Source organism: Agarivorans sp. QJM3NY_25 (assembly GCF_050870875.2).
Taxonomy (GTDB): Bacteria; Pseudomonadota; Gammaproteobacteria; order Enterobacterales; family Celerinatantimonadaceae; genus Agarivorans.
Window position 1 is genome coordinate 385,477 of the sequence record NZ_CP194041.2, and the last position, 23,738, is coordinate 409,214.

The window sequence follows — 23,738 nt, forward strand, 5'->3', positions numbered from 1 at the left end:
GTGTACGCGGCTTTGCTTGTTTTTATCGACAGAAAAAATTGTTTGAATCTCAAGCCTTGTCTGGTAGGAGGCGCTTATAGGGCCACAGTCATACCTGACTTGAGCGATAGTAAAGCGGCATCTGCCATTTTTAGTGCCAATTCCCCATCATCGCCTGAACATTCTGGGCTTGCGCCATTCAGCACATCCACAAAGTGTTGCCACTCTGCAATGTAAGCGTCCTTATAGCGTTCAAGAAAGAAAAGCATCGGTTTTGCTGCATGTTGCCCGGTATGTGTCCACTGGCTCACCAGACTTTCTCGTTGGTTTTCGGCTTGAAGCATCCCGAGTTCGCCATGTAACTCGAGTCGCTGATCGTAGCCATAGCCTGAGCGACGGCTATTTTGGATGACCGCCATGGCTCCCGAGGGGAAGTTGAGGATCAGTACCGCAGTATCGATATCACCCGCTTCACCAATCGCAGGATCGACTTTACAACTGCCATGCGCTGAAATTGACAGCGGGTCTTCCCCGAGAATAAAACGGGCCATATCCAAATCATGAATCGTCATGTCTCGGAAGATGCCGCCAGACACTTGACTATATTCGGCTGGTGGTGGCTCAGGATCCCGCGAGGTAATCGTGAGGGTGGCTGGTGCGCCAATCGCGCCTTGGTCCAACTGCTGTTTTAATGCCCGAAATTGAGGATCGTAGCGGCGGTTAAAGCCTACTAGGATCGGTACTTGATGGGTTTTCACTACGGCCAGGCAATCGCGGACACGGCTGATATCTAAGTCAATCGGTTTCTCACAGAAGATCGCTTTCCCTGCTTTGGCGGCAAGTTCTATTAAATCGGCGTGGGTGTCTGTTGCTGAACAAATACATACGCCATGGATCTGCTCATCTTGCATGGCTAGTTCAAGAGTCTGACGTTGCGCGCCATACTGCTGGCAGAGTTGCTCGGCATTCACATCATAGGGGTCGATCACCGAATACAAGCGTGTTTGTGGATGATTGGCAATATTGACAGCATGGACTTGTCCAATCCGTCCTGCACCGAACAGTGCGATATTAAACATGTTGTGCTCCTTACGGGTGTGACAGAAGAAAACCCACCGTTGAACATAATTGAGCGGGTTTACGTTTGGGTAATGGGGGCCTTACATAAATTAATTGAAGCTTCATTGTTGCCTCGAGTTATGCGCTGACATAGCTTGCAGAGTTAATCCAAGCGTGATCTTTTTCCCATGCAAATAACCATTTTCGAGTGGGTCCTGCCATTACATTTAAGTAGTAACTGTTATAGCCAGCAATTGTCGCTACCGGATGATAACCCTTGGGCACCATCACCACGTCTTTGTCATAGACTGCCATAGATTCATCGAGCTCACGATCATCGGTGTAAACTCGTTGCATGCAAAAGCCTTGCGGTGGATTGAGGCGGTGATAGTAGGTTTCTTCCAAATAGGTTTCGTTAGGCTCGGCATCTTGATCGTGCTTATGGCTGGGATACGAACTGGTACAACCTTCTTCGGTGTAAACTTCTACCACTAGCAGGCTATCGGCTTCTTTGCTATCGGGGAGAATATTGTGAACATAACGTTGATTTCTGCCTTGGCCTCGATGCTCTGCATCAATATGCGCTGGTGTGATCAGTCGTGTTGGATAATTTCCTTTTCCGGGTGCTTCGCAGACAGCCAACTCAAGCTTGCTATTCGCAACAATGGTCACCGCTTCGTTGATAGCGACATAGACAGCATAGGGTTTTTTCTTTTCAAAGGGACTCATACGGTCGCCAATATTAGCGAAGGTTTGTTGTGGGGTTTTGATGGTTGCCCGCCCAGAGACCAACACCAAACATTTTTCATTGTCGCTTGCGTCTAGGGTAAACGATTCACCCCGTTGCCGTTCATAGACTTTAAAACCAACATATTGCCAACCTGCCGATTGGGGGGTGATCTCTTGGACTAATCCTTGATTGTTGTGGGGTTGATATTTAGATAACAAGCGAGGCATAAGTGAATACTCCATCGATTAAGATAAAATGTATTTTTCATTACTCTAGCTATATGGAATTAAAATTTCATTGTTAATTTTGTATTTGATGATTTTTTGTGGGCTATTTAACAAGTTTTAAACAAAGCCACCACATTTGTTAGCGCCGATTTGATTGGCGATTGCTTGAAGCGCATCTATCGATGGTTGGTGTAAACAACGAAGGATGGGCTAGCGGCATAGTGCTGTTTAAGGTGCGGTATAAATTGGCGGATTTGACCATCGATTAAATTCAGGGGATTGACAGGAGAATATTAAACCATGGACAGGAAGTTACATTGAGGCTGAGCAAGCCACCTTGTATAACAGCTGGCTTGTTGCGTATTCGTTTCGTTGTTTAGCGCTTTAATTTAAATTGGCGAAGCAGATTATTTAGCTCTTGAGATTCCTTTGAAAGCTCAGTGGCTTTAAACAGCTTGCAGTTGATGTCTCGGGCGAAGAGCTGAGTTGCTTCAATCTTTATAGCTACATCGGTGAAGTGATAGGACTACAAGGAAAAATCCGTTGTAGCCCTATCCTAGGAAAGGAGCCTCATTTAAGATTATGTTTCCGCTGAAGGCGCTGCCTTAATGCCTTAGTCGGGATATAGATTTCGTATCGACACAAATTCATCAATGTTCTCTAGAAAAAGATCAATCAAGTTTGGGTCAAATTGTGCACCTTTACTTTGTTCGAAATACTCGATGACTTGTTCGAGAGGCCAGGCATCTTTATAGCAACGTTGGCTTTTTAATGCGTCGAATACATCAGCAATCGCCGTAATTCTGGAGTAAATATGGATCTTTTCTCCTGACTTTTTATGTGGATAACCGTTGCCATTCCAATGTTCGTGATGTTCTAGCGCGACAATGGCCGCCAACGCAATGATATCGCCATCGTCATTATGTAGCAGTTGGTAGCCAATTTGGGTATGGGTCTCCATTAATGATCTTTCTTCAGCGCTGAGCCGCCCAGGTTTATTTAAAATCGCTTCTGGAATACCAATTTTTCCTACATCGTGCATCGGGCTAATAATTTCTAATACTTCGCAATCTCTGGCCGAAAGCCCTATCAGTTTACCGAGGTGAGCCGAAAGTTTGGCCACTCGCTTCACATGGTTGCCTGTTTCCCCCGAGCGGGTTTCAATCGAGTTACCTAGCACATGAATTAATTTTTTTTGGATCTGCAGTGTTTGGCTTTGTAGGTTAACGATCTGCTTATCTTTTTTACTCATTTCTTGGCGACGTTTAAGCAGATAACTGAGTAGCACAATCACTAAAACGAGAGCAAAGATAATGCTACCCGCGATAAAAAACAGCAGGTGATTGCGTTCCCAAAATGAAATCGGTCGACCGATTACCTTTGAGTTTGTTGGCAATAATGATTCGTCGATTTGGTATTTTTTTAAGGCGTGGTATTGAAATACTGGCGCTTGATCGGAGTTTACTTCGATGGGGGTCTTAACTGGTTTTGGCAATTGTCGCCCCAAAATATCCAGCATTTGCACGCCTTGCTTGTAGGAGCCGTTGACGTAGCCTCCTAATACATCTCCTTTGAGGTAAAAGTTCCAAAGTACAAATATAGGGGCTTTGCTAGCTGCGGATAGTTCTAGTGCGGTCTTGGTATAGCCATGATAAATGTTGTTGCTCACTTCGGTATTAAAGTGAGTTAATAACACTGCATCATCAGGGGATATCTGAGCGAGAATATTGCTGGTTTGTTGCAGCGTTTTATCCCTTATTTCGACTAATTTTAAGTTGGGTAAGCCTTTTAAGGCAGTCATAATGCGCGTTCTTAATAGCTCAGAGGAAACCCCGGAATCAGCCAGATAATAAAGTTGTTTCAACTTAGGCCTGAGTCTAATAATGAGTGCTAAATTTTCTTGAATATTGTCGAGTTCAAAAAGGACGGTACCTTTGTTTGTGGTCGGGCTGAGAGTGGCTTCGAAATCACCAATGCCTGCCGCAACGGTGGGTAGATTTTTCAGATTGGGAATATCTAAACGCTTGAAAAAGCGAAGGGCGTTATCGTCGGTAAGCAGTACTCCGTCAAAATGATAATTTTGGTACTTTATTGCCAGATATTCTTTTAGTTTCTGATAGTAGGCTTGGGAGTATAAACGTTTACTATCGATATACTCGACGGATAGCTTAAGTGGGTGGGTTGCAGCATCGGCTGCGTCTCTAATGCCTCGTTGAAATTCTCGGGTCCATTCATAATCTGAGTCATAAGAATGTAATACCAGAATGTGCTGCTTTCCTTCTGCGGCGTAGCTGGTTGGGCAGGCAAGACAGAGAGTCAGTAGCAAACAATAGCGCAGAAGCTCCTTCACTTAAGTTGTCTCCTTATAACTTAGTGTGGTCAATGAAAGGCACATAGGTGCTGATTCAGCAGTGCATATGACTAATGCCTCACTCAGCGAATCAATATCCCTGAAAATGGGAGCTTTGTCTCTAGTTAACGGTTTACTGATTAAAATCGACGGTTTTCATGCGTGAACAAGACTGACGATTTGTATTATCAATTTAATATCTCAGTATAAATCGACTTGAGCAAGCTATTTTTAACTGAAGAATAAAAGCTATATCAAAGTCTTACAATTTTTGCAGTCATTTGTTATTTATGACTCAAAATTAGTTCTCTTCTCAGCGTGAAGGTTACAATTTTATTCAAATGGATGATACATTCGGGGTAATCGTTTTCCTTTTTGTTGGCTTTATGCCGGATTGAAACGTCTATTTAGACTTATTACTTTTGTTTTTCAAAAAACTATCACGCCAAATAAATTGAAAACCGACGATCACTGATTTACTCACGCACCGCCCTTCGAACCGTTCAAGCAGCAGTGATACTGCCGTTTCTCCCATATCGTGGGGGTAGAGTCGTAAGGTGGATAAACTGGGATGTAGATGTTCTGCACTTGGGATGTCATTAATGCTAATCACTTGAATATCTTCAGGAATCCTTATTCCATGTTGATGAATCGCCTTAATCGCGCCCATTGCGACAATGTCGGTTGCAGCAAATAGTATATCGGGCGCCGTACAATTTCTTAACATTTTGTTCATGCCATCAAAACCAGAGTCGATACAAAAGCGTTCACTGACGATGCAGCGTGCGGCATCGTAGAGCCCTTGTTGTTGGGTTAAAGCTCTAAAAACTTGGAGTCGCTCATCTTGATTACCAATAAAGGCTGGCCGTTGCGTGCCATTTTTCAGCATGGTGTTGACCACGAATTCAGCAGCTTTGGTTCGATCACATAAGACCGTATCGACATTTAATGCGTTGGGGGAATAATCAACGCAGACCAACTGGGCATTAAGCGACAATATATAGTCGATCTCTGCATCGGTAAAGTTACCGACACAAATCACGCCATTTGACTGGCTCAGTTCCCGTTCATGCTTCGATAAGTCTTTTTTAAATACTCGTTTAAGCGTGATGTCATGCATTTGGCATTTGTGTTCTAGACCAAGGCGAATATAGGTGAAATAGGGGTCATCTAACTCTTGCTCAGCGGAATGATGATAAACCACGCACAGTTGAATTGGGCTTTGGTGGCCGCGTTGGTAATTGGCCCGAGCAATAATACGTTGCTGCTCGGGTTGGTTTTGTCTACGCTGCCTAGGTGAAAGGTAAGCTAGGTTGGCGGCTACCTCTAATATTTTTTCACGTTTGTCATGACTAATCGATAAGGTTGGATCTTGATTAATGACGCGCGACACCGTTGACGGTGAAACTCCGGTCATTTTCGAGATATCGCTGAGTTTTGCCATATTTTAATCTCTTCGAATCCTTCAGATATCTAGCGGATTGCTCTAGAGGTAGCAGTATACGATTAAACTAGTGGTGGGTTCCAAGTTGATTCCCCCTCGGCAAATAAATTATCTTATTTCGAGTGATAGAACAGCATGTTTGTTGGTTATTTGTTGGCATTTTGTTGTATTTCTCAGTTGAAGGTAAAATTTAGTAAATTTTTACCTGTGAATTGCCGTCCTTGTTTTATATTTCGCATAAAAACTACAAAAGATGTGATGCCACGCGCTTTTAGGCCGAAATGAAATTTGCTAGATGTTGTAAGCACTCATCGTAAGCTTAATAATGTAAACGTTACCACTATTGTCATTCAGCATTCAGTATGGAGATTGGAGAGATGAATCGTTTGCAACTATTAAGTATTGCAGCTTTAGCTAGCTGTAGTGTTCAAGCCACTGAAATTACGGCATGGGCTTGGGATCCTAATTTTAACGTTGCAGCATTGAAGGAAGCGGCAAGCGTTTATCAAAAAGATCATCCTGATTTTACCTTAAATGTGATTGCTTCAGGTAAAGAAGATGTGGAGCAAAAATTACACACCATGCTAGCCTCGGGCGTGACGTCTGCCCTACCTGATATTGTATTGATCGAAGATTACAACGCTCAAAAATATTTGAATGCCTACCCCGGTTCGTTTCAAGCTATGCAGTCGGTGGTTGACTATCGTCAATTTGCACCTTACAAAGTCGAAGTGATGACTGTTGGTCAAGACGTGTATGGCTTGCCTTTTGATTCAGGGGTAGCGGGGTTGTTTTATCGCCGTGACTTGTTGAAGCAGGCGGGAATCAGTGCCGATGATTTGCAAAGTATCAGTTGGGATGAGTACATCGATATCGGTAAGAAAGTGAAGCAAACCACAGGCAAATATATGATGGGGTTTGATATTCAAGACACCGTGTTTATCCATATTTTGATGCAGTCGGGTGGCGAGTGGTTCTTTAATCATGATGGTAGTTTGAACATTTTGCATAACAAGGCTTTAAAAGAAGCATTGAAAACAGTGAAAGCGATCCATGATGCAAAAATTGTTCGTCCGGTATCGGGCTGGTCTGATTTTGTGGGTAGCTTCAACAGCGGCAAGGTTGCTTCGGTGACTTCTGGCGTGTGGATGATTGGCTCAGTGAAAAGTGAAGCCAGCCAATCTGGTCAATGGGGTGTCGCACCGATCCCTAAATTGAATCTGGCCAATTCCGTTCATGCTTCTAACCAAGGTGGTTCTAGCTGGTACGTATTGAGTGCGGGTAAACAGCCTCAATTGGCCATCGACTTTTTGGATAAAACCTTTGGTGGCGATGTTGATATGTACCAGAAATTGTTAGTTGAGCGGGGGGCTTTAAGTACTTATTTGCCAGCTAAAACGGGTAAAGCCTACCAAGTCGATGATGCCTTCTTTGGCGGACAAAAAGTCTATGGCGACTTTTCCAAGTGGGTCGCTCAGATCCCGAAAGTACCTTACGGTATGTATACCCAAGAAGTGGACAATGCTTTGTCGGCTCTGATCCCATCATTACTTTCTGGTACGCCAGTAGATGAGATATTGGAAAGCTTAAATAATAATCTTAAGTACCAAATTCAATAAGTAAGGCGGTTAAAAGGTCACTTTCGTGGCCTTCGCATTCAACTTTTAAGTCGCTTTTTTCTGGAAGGTGTTTCGATGTCTAGAACACAAGCCAAGCTCCATCGTATGTACGATATTAATGGCTGGCTATTTGTAAGTATTGCCGTGGGTTTAGTGGCATTGATGACTTTGTACCCCATCGTAAGCTCGTTATGGTTATCTCTCCATTCGGGTAAGGGGGTGGTGACTAAGTTTGTCGGGTTCGGTAATGTTATTCGATTATTTTATGACCCCGTATTTAAGCAAGCTTTATGTAACACCTTAATCTTCTTAGTGGTGCAGGTGCCGATCATGATCCTGTTATCGCTAGCTTTATCATCTTGTTTAAACGCTCCTCAATTGAAATTTCGTAGTTGGTTTCGACTCGCGATATTTTTACCCTGTGTGACATCATTAGTAGCCTATTCGATTTTGTTTAAGAGCATGTTTGGTTTTGATGGTGTACTGAATGTCGCTCTGTTATGGACTGGGATTATTGCCGACCCAATTCCGTGGTTATCGGATCCGTTTTGGGCAAAAGTGACCATTATTATCGCGATTACTTGGCGCTGGACGGGTTACAACATGATCTTCTATTTGGCGGCGATGCAAAATATCGATAAGTCCATTTATGAAGCGGCAAGAATTGACGGGGTTAACCCTATTAAACAGTTTTTCTTTATTACTATCCCCTTATTAAAACCTGTGATTTTGTTTACCAGTATTACCTCGACCATAGGGACTCTGCAACTCTTTGATGAGGTGGTTAACATCACCAGTGGCGGGCCTGCAAATTCGACGATGACCTTGTCGATGTACATCTATAACTTATCGTTTAAGTTTGTACCTAACTTTGGTTATGCAGCAACCGTATCTTACGTGATTGTTACTTTTGCTGCTGTGCTTGCATTGATCCAATTTAAAGTCGCTAAGGATAAATAATTTGATTAAATTTCGATTTGGTCGTATCGCAATGTATGGCTTTTTAATTGTGATGACCTTTGTTTCTTTGTTTCCTTTCTATTGGATGCTGGTGTCTAGTACTAACAGTAGCTCACAGATCAATAGTGGTAAATTGAGCTTTGGCGACCAGCTGATGGTCAATTTCAACAACTTAACGGATCAGATTGATGTTGCTCGGGTTTTTTGGAACACCAGCAAAATCGCCATTCTTAGCACTATCTTTACTTTACTGATTTGTTCGTTGGCGGGTTATGCCTTCGAAGTTTTTAAAAGTAAGGCTCGAGATCGCGTTTATGTCGCGTTGTTGGCAACCATGATGATCCCTTTTGCCGCATTAATGATCCCCTTGTTCACTATGTTTGCTAAGGCTGGGTTATTGAATACCCATTTTGCGGTAATTTTACCAACGGTATCCGGTGCTTTTATCATCTTCTACTTTCGTCAGTGCACTAAAGTTTTCCCCCGAGAATTGATTGATGCGGCTAGGGTCGATGGTGTGAAGGAATGGAAGATCTTTACCTTTGTGTATATGCCAATCATGAAGTCTAGTTATGCCGCAGCCTTCATTATTGTGTTTATGGCTTCGTGGAATGCCTTTTTGTGGCCGCTGATTGTGTTGCAATCGAGCGAGTTGAAAACAATTAATTTGGTGTTGTCTGGTTTTATTTCTGCTTATACCCCAGATTTCGGTTTGATCATGATAGCAACGGTTATCTCTACCTTACCGAGTTTATTTATTTTCTTTGCCATGCAGAAACAGTTTGTGGCGAGTATGACTGGGGCTGTTAAGTAGGCTGTGTACTCCAAGCATTTAGGATTAAAAGATAGGATTTATTATGGCTGATATACAGTTAAAAAAAGTCATCAAACGTTTTGGTAAGCTTGAAACTATTCATGGCATAGATTTACAGGTTGAGGATGGTGAGTTTGTGGTCTTTGTTGGACCATCGGGCTGTGGTAAATCGACGCTGCTGCGATTGATTGCCGGCTTGGAATCGATCAGCGATGGAGATATCTATATTGGTCAGGACTTGGTCAACCAAAAGGATCCCTCTGAGCGCGGTGTGGCAATGGTGTTTCAGTCTTACGCTCTTTACCCTCATCTCAGCGTTGAGCAAAACATGGGATTTGGCCTACGGATGAATGGGCATCCTAAAGATAAGGTCAATAAATTGGTTGCTGAGGCTGCTGAAGTTTTGCAAATCAGTCATTTACTGGAACGTAAGCCGAAAGAATTATCTGGAGGGCAGCGTCAGCGAGTCGCGATTGGCCGGGCTATAGTGCGCGACCCTAAGGTATTTTTATTTGATGAGCCGCTTTCTAACCTTGATGCAGAATTACGAGTGGATATGCGGATCGAAATATCCAAGCTACATAAAAAACTAAAAACCACCATGATCTACGTGACTCATGATCAGGTGGAAGCGATGACATTGGCCGACAAAATTGTGGTTTTAAAAGATGGCAATATCGAACAAGTTGGAACACCAATGGATTTATACCATCGTCCGTCGAATCAATTTGTTGCAGGGTTTATCGGTTCACCTAAGATGAATTTTATTCCGGCTCGTGTTGAACAAGTGAATGGTCATCATGTCACTTTAAGTACTTTGGATAAGCAGCAATTACTTATCGACACAAATGTTGCGAATGTTCATCCGGGTCAAGGTGTTAAATTAGGGATCCGTCCAGAGCATTTAGAAGTCGAAGGAGAAGGGGATGTTCGTTTTCGTTTTCAGTGTGATTTAGTTGAGAGGTTGGGTAATAGTACTTATATGTTTGGTCAAGCTTGTGGTGTTGAACATTTTAAAGTGCACTTACCTCGTGACCGAGAATTATCTGAAGAGAATGATAATTTCAATTTGACATTTAGTAGTAATGAATGTCATTTGTTTGATAAAGATGGTGTTCGAATATAAATAGCCCCTTTACTAATATGCCTTAAGTCTCGTATTTTATATTCTATTGGCTTAATTCTTTTTGTCTTTGGCCCTTCACTTATAATGTAGGGTCTTTTTTTATTTCAAGTTCATGGAGCGTCTAATCCTCTAATATTCAAAAAGACGTTTCGAAAGTCATCTGATTGATTTTAAATGCTAATATGTAAAGCGTACGCTTCGTTCCTTCTACAGTTTCTTGCTTTTTCTTGAAACAGTGTTTCTTAAAATATGAATTTTAAAGTAGAGCGCTACTTAATAATATCGGTAAATTTTTACCATCTATTTTATATAACTTTGCTAGAGCTTATGTTTTGAGTTTTTATATTTTTAATGGTGTTATGTTTTGTTTTTATTGAGGTAATATTTAATCGATTCTTTAATTGGGTGTACATGACTAATAGTGTCTAATTTTATTCATTAGATGCGATTTTATTTAGATGGTGTACGTGTATTTAAATTTAAATGGACAGCTATAGTTATCTGAATCTTAGATGTTGGATTCAACCGAGACTGTATGCTGATGCTTGGGATGAAGTATGCAAATAGGAAAACAGTTTTATTGGCTTGTCGTAGTGCTAGCCAGCTTATTTTTGGTTGCTTGTGGGTCGAGTTCGACTGAGGAGGCCGCAAGGTGTGAGGTGGACTTTGGGGAACTCTCTATTCCGGTGCCTAGTCTGCACTCCGGATTTATCAAAGGGGCTGATGTTTCTTATGTTCCTTCGGTGGAAGCGCATGGAGGCAAATACTTTGACAATTGTGTGCAAACCGATCCTTTAGCGATTATGCAACAACATGGATTAAACGCGATTCGAATGCGTGTTTGGGTCGATCCTTTCAATCAAGATGGAGAAGCATACGGTGGCGGTACCAGCACTTTGGCCCAGGCTATCGACATGGGAAAAAGAGCCCATGCTTTAGGGATGCAATATCTGTTGGATATTCACTACAGCGACTTTTGGGCGGATCCTGGTCATCAGACGATGCCAAAAGCTTGGAAAGATCTCGATTATTCTCAACTGGTTGCCAAAGTGGGTTCTTATACGACGGAAGTGATGGCTGCTCACCGTGCTGCTGGCGTGATGCCGGATATGGTGCAGGTCGGTAACGAAACCAATAGCGGTATGTTATGGCCTTATGGTTATATTTGGAAAGCTGGCTGGGATCAAACCTTATCATTATTTGATGCCGGCGCTAACGCTGTGCGGGCCGCTTATCAGCAAGACGAAACTGTGAAGATCATCTTGCATATTGCCAATCCTCAAAATCAGATCGATTGGTGGTTTAAAGAGGCTGTCGCTTATGGCATCGACTTTGACATTATGGGGGTGTCTTATTATCCCTATTGGCATGGTTCGCTCAGTAACTTAAAGTCAGTTTTAGAAGCGGGGATTTCGGAAACGGGTAAGCCAGTGATGGTGGTTGAAACGGCTTACGCATTTACTTTAGATAATGGTGATGACTTAGAGAATACCTTTACTGCAAGTAATTTGGTAGACGGTTATGAGGCTTCCATTGAAGGCCAAGCTAAGTTTTTAGCCGATCTAATGAATATGCTTGACACTTTGGACAAGCAACAAGGTTTGGGTATGTTCTATTGGGAACCTGCGGTGTTGCCAGTGAAGGGCGTAACTTGGGCTACTGCTGCCGGCATGGAATATAATAATGATGTTTGGTATGAAGGAAATAACTGGGACAACCAAAATATGTTCGACTTTGAAGGTAACGTATTGCCTTCCATAGACGTATTTAGTGGTCAATAAAATCTAGTTACGCGAGTTACATGCCTCTGAATATAAAAGGCGGCCCAATGCATAGGGTCGCCTTTGTTATATCTAAAGTTTGAGAGCTACAGGCCGTAGCTGTAGCTTGCTTGTAAGCCCAGTGGTAAACCCAGTCCCCAGTAGATGAGTAAAAATGCTGTCCATACCACCAGCATCACCAGACTGTAAGGCAGCATCAGTGACATCAGCGTGCCGATGCCGGTGCCTTTCACATAACGCTGGCAGTACACGACCACTAGTGGGAAGTAAGGCATTAAGGGAGTAATGATATTGGATGACGAGTCTCCGACCCGGTAAGCCGCCTGGGCTAAGTCGGGCGAGATATTCAGTTGCATTAACATCGGAACCAGAATTGGCCCAATCAGCGCCCATTTCGCCGAAGAAGAACCCACAAACAAGTTCACAAAAGCGACTAAGAGGATCATTCCCACCACGGTCACAGCGCTAGGCAAGGCCAGCTGTTTGAGCGTATCGGCACCCTTCAGAGCCATCAGAGCACCAATGTTAGATTGACTGAAGGCGGCGATAAAGAGCGCGCAGAAGAAGGCCATCACAATGTAGTAAGACATGCCATTCATCGATTTACTCATGGCCTGGATCACGTCTCGTGAGTCTTTAAAGCTCCCCACGATAAAACCGAATACGGTGCCCGGAATAATGAACAGTAAGAAAATCAGCGGTACGATTGACTGCATTAATGGCGCCGAGAATTCGGCCAGCGAGCCGCTGGCTGAGCGTAGAGGGGAGCTTTCAGGAGCCGAGACTGCCCATAAGCCTGCTAGGCCTGCGAACATCACCGCCGAAGAAACTTTAAAGGCAAAGCGTTCTTTTTGGGTGATTTCATCGAAACGAGGAATATCTTCCGGGTTGCCATCCACGGGGGTATCTTTGAGGCGTGGCTCGATAACTTTATCGGTCAAATACCAGCCAATTAAAATGATCAGCAGACTGGAGGCCGAGGAGAAAAACCAGTTGTTGAGCGGGTTGATTTGAATCGCTGGATCCAAAACCTGCGCCGCACTTTGAGTAAAGCTTTGCAGTAACGGGTCGATCGCCGATGGAATAAAGTTTGCGGAGAAGCCACCACTCACGCCTGCAAATGCGGCGGCGATGCCGGCCAGCGGATGCCGTCCAGCGGCATAGAAGATCACCCCGGCCAGCGGGATCACCAGTACATAACCGGCATCGGTTGCGGTATGGCTGATGATTGCGACTAATACGATGGAAGGCGTCAGCAGTTGTTTCGGCGTGACCTTGAGCATCATTTTTAAACCGGCACTAATATAGCCAGAATGCTCGGCAACCCCCACGCCTAACATGGCAACGAGTACCACCCCCAGTGGAGCAAAACTGGTAAAGGTGGTTACCATGCCAGACAAGAAGCCGGCAAGCGCCTCTCCGGTTAATAAGTTATTGACAAAAATGGCTTCGCCAGTGCGTGGATCAATTTCAGCAAATTGGACATTGGCGAGCAGTGCAGACACCACCCACACCAAAAATAGGGCGCCTAAAAATAATACCGCGGGATCCGGTAGTTTATTGCCAACGCGTTCTACAGTGTCAAGCATGCGGGCGACGCCACCCTTGGCAGTGGGTGTGGCAGTTGTTGAACTCATATTTACCTCTAGGTTATATTCTAAACTCTTTGGTTCAGTTGATTTTGTTGTGATTGAACCCTATTGACTGGGCATAAAGAAAACTATCGCCGGTAAATTAGTTTAATTCACTGTATTCTTCTTTGATTTGAGTTAATAAAACCACGCGTGGTTTGGTTGGTGGTTTAATATGTTTTGTTTGGTTGTTTTTATAATATGCTAAGGCGGTAATACCAATGCAACATTGGATGTTTGCTCTTTCGACCACCGGTCCGATTATTTTAATGCTGTGTTTGGGGTGGTTTTTGCGCCGTCGTGAAGTGTTGAATGAGAATTTCATCAAACAAGGCAATAGTCTGGTGTTTAACATCAGCTTGCCGAGTTTGCTATTTTTGAGCACCGCCTCTAATCCCCTGAGCCACTCTTTAGATTTCTCTCTGGTGATATTGGGGGTGCTATTTACCCTGACTAGTGTGCTGCTGCTGTTTGTTGTCAGTCGACCCTGGCTGCGCGGTGGACGCCAAGGTGTGTTTATTCAGGGGGCTTTTCGCGGCAATATGGGGATTATTGGCATTGCCATGGTGCTCAATGCCTATGGCATGGATGTATTACCCAAAGCAGCGTTATTCCTGGCTTTCATGACGATGACCTTTAATGTGGTGTCGGTTGCACTATTGGGTGCCAAGCGTAGCCGTATCATCAGTAGCTTGCTTAAGAATCCACTGATCATTGCTATTTTGGCGGGTCTGCTATGCTCGGCGTTGGGGCTGCAACTGCCAGATGTTGTAGCAAAAACGTGTCAGTATCTTGCCAACATGACCTTACCTTTGGCTTTGATCTGCATCGGTGCCAGTCTGCAATGGCAGAGTTTTAAAAGTAATTTGTCGCCAGTGCTCTGGGCCAGTGCCTGTAAGCTGATTATTATTCCATTGTTGGCGGTGACCCTTGCACTGTATATGCAGTTTAGTGGCAGTGATATTGGCCTGCTGTTCTTAATGATGGGCACCCCTACTGCGGCGGCTAGTTATGTTATGGCCAGCAAGATGACTGAACATGGCCAAATGGCCGGCGAAATTGTGGCCTTTACCACGATGTTTAGTGCACTCAGTGTGAGCGTAGGTTTGGTGACTCTGGCCTCTTTACAGTTGATTTAAGCGTTCTCTCGGGTGGGCGGGTTCCACTCACCCGAGACCATGGCATGCGGTTTCTCATGTTGCTGTTTTGCACAGCCAAGGTGCCGCTGCCGGGCTTCAGATCTGGCGCTGTGTTATTGCTCAGTCGCAGCAATAAATTGTTGAATGCTGCCGAGCATTTGCTGGAAATAAGGGTTGTAACTCAGCCGTTGCAATTTGGGGTTATGGCTTAAGTTCTGTTCGCTTATTTCGCCCTTCACCACGTCATTGTCTTGCTTGCACTGCGCGTAGCGCTTTAGGTTTTTGAGGTAGTGGCTACAGTTTCGATAGTCGCCGTTTTCCCCATAATGGGCATTGCTCGGCGCATTAATGGTTGCGGTATGGGCAATCCCTTGAATTGCTTCGCAAGAGGCGGTGGCACAACGCGGCGTGCTGATGCTTAAGTCCTTGGCCAGAGTGGCTGGAATGCTTGCCGGATCGCCATAATAAATCAGCATGTCCTGAGCGGTGGCACTGCGTTTGGCGGGCTGATGCCATTGCTCTAGAATGGCCAGGGTCGCGCGGGTATCGATGGTTTGATCCTGCTCGCTGGCAACCACTAAAAGCGGCACATTGGGTAAGTGTTTACTGTTACGAAACTGCTTGTTTAGATGGTTCATCAAGTCGTTCACCTGCGCCCCGGCGTTATAGGCAAAGGATTCGTATTTGGCGAAGTCTACATCGCCTTCTTTATCCAGCCAGCGACTAAACCAACTCACATATTTTGCCAGCCAGGCAAGGCCGCTGTGTGCTTTGGATGCAGGAGACCATAACATGACCCCCTGAACCTGTGCCGCGTGTTGTGGGTTGGCCAATAGGTGGCTAAGAATTAAGGCTCCACCGGTAGAGAAACCGCCGAGGTAGACCTGGGAGTAGTCTTTGAGACTGCGCTCGATGGCGTAGTCTGCCGCTTGTTGCCACTGTTGATAAGTGACCTTTAGCAAATCGGACGGAGCGGTCGCGTGACCGGGCAATAGCAGCGTTCTTACATCAAAACCCTGCTGGTAAAACTGCCAGGCTAAGTCATGAAAATGAAAGGGCGAGTCGGTTAAGCCGTGGATCAATAACACCAGCTTTTGCTTATTGGGGTGAGTCAGCTGAAATGGTGCCAATAACTGCTGTACGTTGGCTTTACCTTGCCACTGTTGTTGTTTGGCCAACCAACGATAGGTCGTGGTGCTAAGGGGGCATTGCATGTTGGCGCGTGGATTTCTCTCGGCGATAACCTGACGCGCATAATCCAGGTATTGTGGATAGCTTTGTTGCAGCTGGTAGCTAAAGTGAGCGCTGCCACCTTCTCGTGCCTGACGATAGGGTGCCTGCTCAATGTATTGCTCAATCAGCGCTTGCCGTTGATTAATATTAACGCAGTTTTCTGGCTCACTTTGAGCCAGACTAAGGCCTGAGAGCAACAGTGTGCTACTTAAAAAAAGTTTGCCGAGCCAAATTTGAACATGCTTCATGCTGATCCTTCGCGAATGGGAGCGCTGATAGATAGTTAATAGCGCTCTATTGTAATGATAAAAAATTCAGTAGCCTAGTCGCAGTTGATTTTTTTGTAATCGCTGAGTTTGCAACTAAAGTCATTGAATCGCTAAGAGTTATGAAGCGCCCATCCCCCTTAGCTTTTGTCGTCGCAACTTATTGGTGGTGGCAGGACAGGGAGTCGATGACTTGTTGGCTGCTTGCCGCTGGCAGTCCGGCGACCCGGTCTCTAATCAGCGCCATTGTGGAAACAATTTCACTTTGATCCGGCGTACATTGCGCAACCAGCGCGACGATTTTTCGTTCAAGCCGCTGCTGTTCTAATGAATTCAGCTGATATCTTGATTCATTGTGGTTAGCCAGATCAAGCGAGAACCAGAGATTAAGAAAGCTGGCCAGTGCTGCATTATTACTATCAAGGGTATTGTCAGCAGAGCTTAATATTTCTAATTCACTGATAATTTGCTCTGATGTTCGAAGCTCAGATACGCCCTGAACTAAATTGCTCAGCAATGTCTCTGGTAAATCAGTACGGTAAAGTTCGGCCGAAGTGCTCGCCAGATTGCTGACTAAATCCTTATAAACCATTTGCTGAGTATCATTCTTGAGAGAGGAGCTTGCTTTATTAACTTCTATAACAATATAGGTGTTGTCAGTATAAAAACATTCAGCAGGCGATTCTTTGCTTGGGTCATTACAATCGATGCTGATGATTTTATTGTCGGCGTCTTTTTTCTCTATGGTTTTATAGACGATTCGGCCATTTTTGGGGTTGATGCTTAGCTCTGCCCAATTTGTAATATTGTGCCGATCATCTTCTCTTATGAAGGCATAATTTCCGGTTAACAAGATACCGGTTTCTAAGTTTGGATCTCCGCCGACTGGTTTCAGCTCGTAAGTGTAATGAAAAACGCGATCTTCTTGTTGGTCGGTCACCAAACTTCCAGCTAACTGAGATAGTGCTCCAGATAAGGGGGATGCTGGTGGATAGAAAGTCGAACCTAACTCACTTAAGTTTTTAATGAGTTGCTTTAATTGTTCGCCAGGCTTATCAAATTCGACGATGTAAAGATCAATGACAAAATTATTACCGTTATATTTCAGTGGCCCGTAGATGGTGCTTAGGTTTGAAAAGTTAAGCGTTTGCCCCTCTCTTACATCATCGGAAAAGAAAACGACTCGCGCATTCTCCAATCCCTTGGAGCCAAAGTTTAAGCTTTCAGTGCCTTGTTCAAAGGCATTCACTACGATCGCTATCTCGCCATTCGTAGGTTCTCCACGGAGCACACTGAGTGGCGAACGCCATTCGGTAAACTCTTGAATATACATTTGTTTGATTGAAACAACTAAGCCATCCCCGATGGCGAGCTGCGAGTTCTTGACATCTTTGGGTTTGATGTATTTTCCGGCAGTATTGTCGGTGGGGTTATAATACCGGTAGTCGGTGGCACCTTCATTAGAGATTGCACAACCAGACATTAGTGCCGCAAGCAAACATAGTTTGATTAGCTTCAGAATACTCATTATTTTCCGTCCTTGTGTATGACTTATTGAGCTCAGCTCAAAACCGTTGGCTAGATGTGTTTCACATCGCTTTGTCAGCTTCGATTGACAAACTTGGCGGCCAAGTTTGTGGTGAAGCTCGACAGCTCTTAAGCGAGCATGCCTTCCTTCCATCCATGGAATTGCTTGCGGATAGCACTCATGGGCTTGACCGCTCAATTGATGAGCCTAGCCAGCATATATAAATAAACCTATCAAATAAAATGAAGGCTTGGCTAGCCATTGTTATATGCTTTGTGAAGCGGCGCTTGCTTGTGTTGCCTGATTCCCCCTTTGGTTAATATGCCAGCTAAAACTGTTGCTGAGAAAGGGCATTTTGGCAGGCATCGCGCGAGCGTCGGTGAGGCCGATTCGACCGGATCTTTGGTTCGGGACCAAATCGCAGCCATGAGGGCACTCGACACAAGCATCGTTGTTGTGGAGCGATTATTTATGACTTCCTCTCCAGTTGATCAAATATCGAGATTTCCCAAGGGCGCATCGCCAGTAGCAGTCCGGTATGGCGTCGTTTATCTAAAGGCAGGCTGGCATCCTGTTGATTGAGCGCCGCCGCTTCCTTGGTGAGTTGATTGAGTTTACGGCGAATGATTTCTATTGAGCTTGGTGAATAGTGACCGCGCAGGTAGAAACGAAAGCTATCATCATCTTCAAACCGAGAATTCATAAATTCGTTCAGCACTTGCTGTTCCATGAAACGCTCCAACGGACCGTTACTGATCCATTTAAAGTCCTGAGCGATTAGCAGTTTATAGGCATTGTTCGGCAGCAGTTGGATCATCTTTAACTTGTCGAGTCGGGCCATCAGGCGAATACATTGGTGTTGGTCGATCTGATAGCGGCTGATGATTTCGTCAAAGCTCCAACCATCGCGGACACACACCGCCACCAGCAATAATTTGTGGTCATCCATCAACTCTTGTTCTTGCTCTCTGGTGAGCTGACTTAGCTTATCTTTTTCTTGATCGGCCAATAGAAACAAATCGATCAGGTTGAGATCAACGATATGACACATTGCTTCCAGGCGCTCCAGAGAAAAACTATTGGTAGAAAACATGCGTTTAATATTGGCTTCGCTCATATGCAAACGCTGGGCGACATCTTTATAGGTGAACCCTTGCTGCTTAAATACTTGCTTGAGGGTATCGCGGATCTGCTGTAATTGGCTCATGGTATATAAATACTATACTAAATGGTCACTCATACTAAACATATTACGCCGAGGTTTACAGTAAATAGACTAATCCCTATTGTTAATTCGAACTTAACCAAGAGGGAAACATCATGAAATTATGGAAATCACTGCTCATCACCGGTATCGCTTTAAGTAGTTTCAATCTTGCCGCTGCCGACTCAGGACAGCACTTCACTCAATCGGCGAAACACTCCGCCCTTGCCGCTTCAAATGGTTTACAGGGCAGCGGGCAAGTGGTTGCCAGCGTAGTGGCAACCCCGATTGTAGTGGTGGGGGCTTCAACAGTGGTGGCTGGTAGCGCGGTACTGGCATCCGGTATGGCTTTAGCCGAGTCGGCGGATAGCTCGGTGCCTTTGGAGATTGGTGACGCCATCGTCGTGGGTTGTAACTAGTCTGCCGCTCTCAATAACAAGGATGCTCAAAATGAAAGTATTAAAACAGTTCGTCATCGTCTCAATGTTGTTCTTTACCGGTTATTGTTTGGCCGGCAGTGCGCCGGCCGATGAAGCGAAGTTTGAACCGGCAGCTATTGCTCAATTCTCCAAGCAGGTCGAGAAATACGCTGCCGCCCATCATGCCAATGTGTTCATCATTGGTCGGGTTGGGCGGCCGCAAAAAGATTTGCCCAAGGGGATCCAGTTTACTCATACCGCTTTGGCCGTTTATTCACAGTTGAAGCTCACTTCGGGAGAAACCACCAAGGGTTATGCTATCTATAATCTCTACCAGAATCAGGGAGACTTGGGTCATAGCAGTTTAGTGACCGACTATCCGGTGGATTTTTTCTGGGGAGTGGATAGTTTAAAAGCTGGCATTGTGATCCCAAAGCCTGAAGTACAAGCGGGCTTGCTGGCCTTAATTGCCAATAATCGCTATCAAACTTTGCATAATCCCAACTACTCGGTACTGGCTAACCCTTATAATGCTCAGTTTCAAAATTGTACTGAATATACTTTGGATATGCTCAACGCGGCAATTTTTGATACCACCAACCGCCAGCAACTGAAAGCACACGCTCAAGCCGAATTTAAACCGCAGGTGCTTAAAATCAATCGCTTTAAGTTGTTGATGGGCGGTTTGTTTCTCGATGAGGTCACGACTAAAGATCATACTGGTAAGTTAAAGACCGCAACCTTTACTTCGATCGCTCGCTACTTACAGCAGAAAGATTTAATTCAGGATGCGGTGGTGCTCTACCCGCACGATGCTTATCAGCCTTTACTTTAGATATATTGATTAAATCTACAATTCGTATAATTTAGGGGACGTTATGACTCAATTCATCAACAGTGAACCGCAAATTCATCAGCCAGAGAGCAACCATGTTCCGGGCCCATTTAATTTCAGGAAGAAAAGCGACATGAAACATCATCACTTGCCAAAACCCAGCGCTGCTTTTATTGCAGCCTCTTGGGCCGCCTTATTACTTGGTGCTGCGGCTTACCTACTTGGCCTATGGAATGCCGAGATGCAGCTCAACGAAAAGGGTTATTACTTTACCCTCTTGTTATTCGGATTATTTTCTTCGGTATCTTTGCAAAAGTCGGTGCGTGATAAGTTAGAGGGTATCAAGGTCACTGCAATTTATTTCTCGCTCAGCTGGTTTTCCTTGGCTGCGGCTATCGCTCTATTGGCCATAGGCTTGTTTAATGCGTCTTTAGCGCTGAGTGAGAAAGGTTTTTATGGCATGGCCTTTTGTTTGAGTTTATTTGCTGCGGTATCGGTGCAAAAAAACACCCGCGACTTAGCTTATTTTAATCAAGAGGATGAGGGCAGCAGCTCAGAGTCGCAGCCTGATGAAGTTGCGTAGTGTGGAGAATTAAACTAGCCAAAGCGGGTGATGTCTGGTTAGCTTAGCAGCTAAGCTCAGATCCGAAGGGGAAGTTTCGGCTTGCCCCTTTGCTTTAAATGAAGGAATGAACATGGCAGTGCAAGTGATCATGGCAGATTTGGCGCAGCTTGAAGCGGTTGCCGAATTGTTTGACCAGTATCGAGTTTTCTATAAACAAAACAGTGATTTAAACTTGGCTCGCGATTTTATCGCCGAACGGATGCGGCTGCAGCAATCTGTGATTTTTGTAGCTTTATCCGCTGAGGGGCGAGCCTTGGGGTTTACTCAGCTCTATCCTAGCTTTTCGTCGACTAACGCGGCGCGGATCTGGATCCTCAATGATTTGTTCGTCACGCCGGCGGCGCGTGGTCAGGGGATTGCGCCACAATTGATGAATGCGGCAAAACAGCATGCTTTAGCCACCCAGGCGGTGGCACTTGAATTAGCCACTGCCACCGATAACCATCGAGCACAGGCGCTGTATCAATCTTTAGCTTATCAGGTCGATCGTGAGTTTATTCACTACCACTTACCTCTGGAGCCAGTTCAGTGAAGGGCGAATTGTGATGCAGCAGGCCTTTGTTTTAATGGCGAACTACAATCGGCAGCTGAATCGGCAGTGTTATGCTTGCGCTGCTCAATTGAGCCAACACGACGTAAAGCAAGAGCGGGGTGCCTACTTTGGTTCGATCTTTGCCACGCTCAATCATATTTTGGTCGGGGACATCCTGTGGTTGCAGCGCTTTGCCCGACATCCTAGTGCTTTTCGTGCCTTGCAGCCAGTGTTGAGTCTGCCTGTGCCGACCGGTTTGCAGCAAATTCTGTATTCGAATTTGGGGGAATTGCAGCAGGCCCGAGAGTTGATGGATGAGCTGATTATTGATTTTATCGGGCAAATTCGCCAGTCGGATTTGCAGCATCATCTGCTTTATCACAATAGCAAAGGACTGCCTTACAAAAAGAATTTTGCCAGTTTGCTCCTGCATTTTTTTAATCATCAAACCCATCATCGTGGTCAAATTAGCACCCTCTTGTCGCAATTTGGTATTGATGTGGGAGTGACCGATCTGCTGAGCTTGATTGTCGATGAAGACTAATGTTGGGAGCGCTGCAGCTCGCTTTCATCGAGTCTTAATATATCTTGCTGCCATTGTTCGGCAACAAAATCGATAAATTGTCGAACCAGTGGAGATTGATAGCTGCGCGACAAATACACCGCCCATAAGGCGTGCTGTGGCAGGTGGTACTCATTGAGTATCGGCTGCAACTTTCCAGCCCTGATCAAGGGATTCGCCTGATCGCAGGGCAGTAAAATTATCCCTCGACCTTTTAGCGCTGCATTCAGGAGCAGGCCCATTTCGTTGGCTTGCAGGGTACCGGAAACCTCCACTTTATAGCTTTGCTGGTGGCGAATAAACTCCCATTGCTTATGTCCGAGGTGGAGCAAACAATTATGCTGTTTCAAGGCATTTAAGTCGCTGGGGCGACCAAACTGTTTCAGATAGGCGGGGGCGGCACAAATGACCGAGTCCACTCGCATCAGGCGGCGCGCGATCAACTGTTCATCGGGGGCTTGGGTATAACGAAAAGCTATGTCTACCCGCTCATCCACCAGTTGGGTGAAGCGATCCGAAGCGACGATGTCGATATTGACTTCAGGGTGGCGCTGGCAGAACTGGGTGACTACATCCAGCAATATATTTTGTGAGAAGGCGACTGGGGCGGTGAGCCGAATGCTGCCCATCAAGCGGCCAATTTGTTGCTGAGCTTGTAGTTGCATCGCCACCGTTTGAGCGATGATCTGCTCACAGTGGCGCAGCGCTGTTTCACCAGCCGAGCTCAGGCTGACCTTGCGGGTGGTGCGGTGTAATAGCCGTTGTTTTAACCAGGCCTCTATCTCCTGCACGTGTCGTGAGACTTGTAAGCGGCTTAAGTTAAGCTGCTCTGCGGCCTTAGTGAAGCTTTGGGTATTGGCCACTTCAATGAAGCTGCGCATGGCATCGAGTTTGTCCATTAGCTTATTAGTGCTCTATTTGGATACAATATGCATCATTATTGGCTATTTATCACGAAAAACCTAGATATTAAACTGCAGCAGTTGTTAATCATTTAGAACAAAACAGAATAGGACTGATTGATATGAAAGTAGCAGTATTAGGTGCAAGTGGTTGGATCGGGAGTCATATTGCAGCAGAAGCCAAGCAGCGTGGTCATCAAGTGCTCGCCTTAGTGCGTGAGCCAGGTAAAATTACTGACCCGGCTTATGAAGTGCGTCAGTTTGACATTCAGCAGTCAGCAGATCAATTGAGCGAGCAGCTTGAAGGGGTGGATGTATTGCTGGCCTCAATTAGTGGCCGAGCCGCTGGCAACCATGAAATTGTTGCCGCTACCGCAGAGCAATTGTTGGCACAGTTACCAAACAGCAGCGTTGAGCGCTTGTTGTGGGTTGGCGGTGCTGGCAGTTTAGAAGTGGCTCCCGGCGTCACTCTCGCTTCGGTCCCTGAGTTTCCCGCCGAATATAAAGCAGAATCCACTGCGCAGGCCGAAGCGCTGCAAGTATTTAAACAAACCACCAGCTCCGTTAACTGGACCTACATCAGCCCTGCGGCTGAAATTTTTCCTGGCGATAAACAAGCGGACTATCGTATCGGTGGCGAGCAGCTGCTTAGTGATGAACAGGGCAATAGCCGGATTTCGGTGAGTGATTATGCGGTTGCAGTGATCGACGAGTTAGAAAGTGGCCGTCATCCCAAACAACGGATTGGTGTGGCTTACTAGACTAGAACTAAG

Annotated in this window: 21 protein-coding genes; 12 read left to right on the forward strand and 9 right to left on the reverse strand. The window is 45.2% G+C overall.

Annotation, left to right across the window (positions count from 1 at the left end):
* Positions 1-74: 74 nt before the first annotated feature.
* The 4 genes from iolG to ACRRSW_RS01705 form a co-directional block, all read right to left on the reverse strand.
* The gene (gene iolG / locus ACRRSW_RS01690; protein WP_432454923.1) at positions 75-1,058 is read right to left on the reverse strand and encodes an inositol 2-dehydrogenase; all 984 of its coding nucleotides are present in this window, start codon (positions 1,056-1,058) and stop codon (positions 75-77) included.
* Between the two features lie 118 nt (positions 1,059-1,176).
* Complete coding sequence (gene iolB, locus ACRRSW_RS01695; protein ID WP_432454922.1) at positions 1,177-1,995, reverse strand: 5-deoxy-glucuronate isomerase; 819 nt, start codon at positions 1,993-1,995, stop codon at positions 1,177-1,179.
* Between the two features lie 613 nt (positions 1,996-2,608).
* Positions 2,609-4,345 (reverse strand): HD domain-containing phosphohydrolase, encoded by a 1,737-nt coding sequence (locus ACRRSW_RS01700; protein ID WP_432454921.1) that lies wholly within the window; start codon positions 4,343-4,345, stop codon positions 2,609-2,611.
* 403 nt (positions 4,346-4,748) lie between these two features.
* Positions 4,749-5,789, reverse strand: coding sequence for a LacI family DNA-binding transcriptional regulator (locus ACRRSW_RS01705; RefSeq protein ID WP_432460704.1), 1,041 nt, complete (start codon positions 5,787-5,789; stop codon positions 4,749-4,751).
* 377 nt (positions 5,790-6,166) lie between these two features.
* Between ACRRSW_RS01705 and ACRRSW_RS01710 the strand changes: the two genes are divergently transcribed.
* The 5 genes from ACRRSW_RS01710 to ACRRSW_RS01730 all read left to right on the forward strand — a co-directional run bounded on the left by ACRRSW_RS01710 (position 6,167) and on the right by ACRRSW_RS01730 (position 12,089).
* On the forward strand, positions 6,167-7,408 hold the full coding sequence (locus tag ACRRSW_RS01710; RefSeq protein ID WP_432454918.1) for an ABC transporter substrate-binding protein: 1,242 nt from the start codon (positions 6,167-6,169) through the stop codon (positions 7,406-7,408).
* Between the two features lie 75 nt (positions 7,409-7,483).
* On the forward strand, positions 7,484-8,368 hold the full coding sequence (locus tag ACRRSW_RS01715; protein WP_432454917.1) for a carbohydrate ABC transporter permease: 885 nt from the start codon (positions 7,484-7,486) through the stop codon (positions 8,366-8,368).
* A gap of 1 nt (position 8,369) precedes the next feature.
* A complete protein-coding gene (locus ACRRSW_RS01720) occupies positions 8,370-9,182 on the forward strand; it encodes a carbohydrate ABC transporter permease (RefSeq protein ID WP_432454916.1) in 813 nt (270 codons plus the stop codon).
* Positions 9,183-9,225: 43 nt separating this feature from the next.
* Positions 9,226-10,308 carry an ABC transporter ATP-binding protein gene (locus ACRRSW_RS01725; protein ID WP_432460705.1) on the forward strand — a complete coding sequence of 361 codons (1,083 nt, stop codon included), beginning with the start codon at positions 9,226-9,228 and terminating at the stop codon, positions 10,306-10,308.
* Between the two features lie 557 nt (positions 10,309-10,865).
* A complete protein-coding gene (locus tag ACRRSW_RS01730; RefSeq protein ID WP_432460706.1) occupies positions 10,866-12,089 on the forward strand; it encodes a glycoside hydrolase family 53 protein in 1,224 nt (407 codons plus the stop codon).
* An 86-nt stretch (positions 12,090-12,175) separates the two neighbouring features.
* On the opposite strand, the gene ACRRSW_RS01735 is transcribed toward ACRRSW_RS01730, so the two are convergent.
* Complete coding sequence (locus tag ACRRSW_RS01735) at positions 12,176-13,726, reverse strand: AbgT family transporter (protein ID WP_432460707.1); 1,551 nt, start codon at positions 13,724-13,726, stop codon at positions 12,176-12,178.
* A 215-nt stretch (positions 13,727-13,941) separates the two neighbouring features.
* Here ACRRSW_RS01735 and ACRRSW_RS01740 point away from each other — a divergent pair, with 215 nt between their 5' ends.
* Positions 13,942-14,859, forward strand: a complete 918-nt coding sequence (locus ACRRSW_RS01740; protein WP_432460708.1) for an AEC family transporter — start codon at positions 13,942-13,944, stop codon at positions 14,857-14,859.
* Between the two features lie 113 nt (positions 14,860-14,972).
* Here the strand turns inward: ACRRSW_RS01740 and ACRRSW_RS01745 are convergent, their stop codons facing one another.
* From ACRRSW_RS01745 to ACRRSW_RS01755, 3 genes are all read right to left on the reverse strand, one after another.
* Complete coding sequence (locus ACRRSW_RS01745) at positions 14,973-16,340, reverse strand: alpha/beta hydrolase (protein WP_432460709.1); 1,368 nt, start codon at positions 16,338-16,340, stop codon at positions 14,973-14,975.
* A gap of 178 nt (positions 16,341-16,518) precedes the next feature.
* Complete coding sequence (locus tag ACRRSW_RS01750) at positions 16,519-17,886, reverse strand: hypothetical protein (protein ID WP_432460710.1); 1,368 nt, start codon at positions 17,884-17,886, stop codon at positions 16,519-16,521.
* A gap of 469 nt (positions 17,887-18,355) precedes the next feature.
* Entirely contained in the window at positions 18,356-19,093 is a 738-nt protein-coding gene (locus ACRRSW_RS01755; RefSeq protein WP_432460711.1) for a helix-turn-helix domain-containing protein, read from the reverse strand.
* A 113-nt stretch (positions 19,094-19,206) separates the two neighbouring features.
* Here ACRRSW_RS01755 and ACRRSW_RS01760 point away from each other — a divergent pair, with 113 nt between their 5' ends.
* The 5 genes from ACRRSW_RS01760 (at position 19,207) to ACRRSW_RS01780 (ending at position 22,045) form a co-directional block, all read left to right on the forward strand.
* Positions 19,207-19,509, forward strand: coding sequence for a hypothetical protein (locus ACRRSW_RS01760; protein ID WP_432460712.1), 303 nt, complete (start codon positions 19,207-19,209; stop codon positions 19,507-19,509).
* A gap of 31 nt (positions 19,510-19,540) precedes the next feature.
* Complete coding sequence (locus ACRRSW_RS01765) at positions 19,541-20,344, forward strand: DUF2145 domain-containing protein (RefSeq protein ID WP_432460713.1); 804 nt, start codon at positions 19,541-19,543, stop codon at positions 20,342-20,344.
* A gap of 133 nt (positions 20,345-20,477) precedes the next feature.
* Positions 20,478-20,927, forward strand: a complete 450-nt coding sequence (gene yiaA / locus ACRRSW_RS01770; RefSeq protein ID WP_432456113.1) for an inner membrane protein YiaA — start codon at positions 20,478-20,480, stop codon at positions 20,925-20,927.
* Positions 20,928-21,039: 112 nt separating this feature from the next.
* Positions 21,040-21,501, forward strand: coding sequence for a GNAT family N-acetyltransferase (locus ACRRSW_RS01775; protein ID WP_432454906.1), 462 nt, complete (start codon positions 21,040-21,042; stop codon positions 21,499-21,501).
* Positions 21,458-22,045 (forward strand): DinB family protein, encoded by a 588-nt coding sequence (locus ACRRSW_RS01780; RefSeq protein ID WP_432460714.1) that lies wholly within the window; start codon positions 21,458-21,460, stop codon positions 22,043-22,045. The genes ACRRSW_RS01775 and ACRRSW_RS01780 overlap by 44 nt, the downstream gene beginning before the upstream one ends.
* On the opposite strand, the gene ACRRSW_RS01785 is transcribed toward ACRRSW_RS01780, so the two are convergent.
* Positions 22,042-22,962, reverse strand: a complete 921-nt coding sequence (locus ACRRSW_RS01785; protein WP_432454904.1) for a LysR family transcriptional regulator — start codon at positions 22,960-22,962, stop codon at positions 22,042-22,044. The genes ACRRSW_RS01780 and ACRRSW_RS01785 overlap by 4 nt on opposite strands.
* Before the next feature lie 125 nt (positions 22,963-23,087).
* Between ACRRSW_RS01785 and ACRRSW_RS01790 the strand changes: the two genes are divergently transcribed.
* Positions 23,088-23,726, forward strand: a complete 639-nt coding sequence (locus tag ACRRSW_RS01790) for an NAD(P)-dependent oxidoreductase (RefSeq protein ID WP_432460715.1) — start codon at positions 23,088-23,090, stop codon at positions 23,724-23,726.
* Positions 23,727-23,738 lie beyond the last annotated feature (12 nt).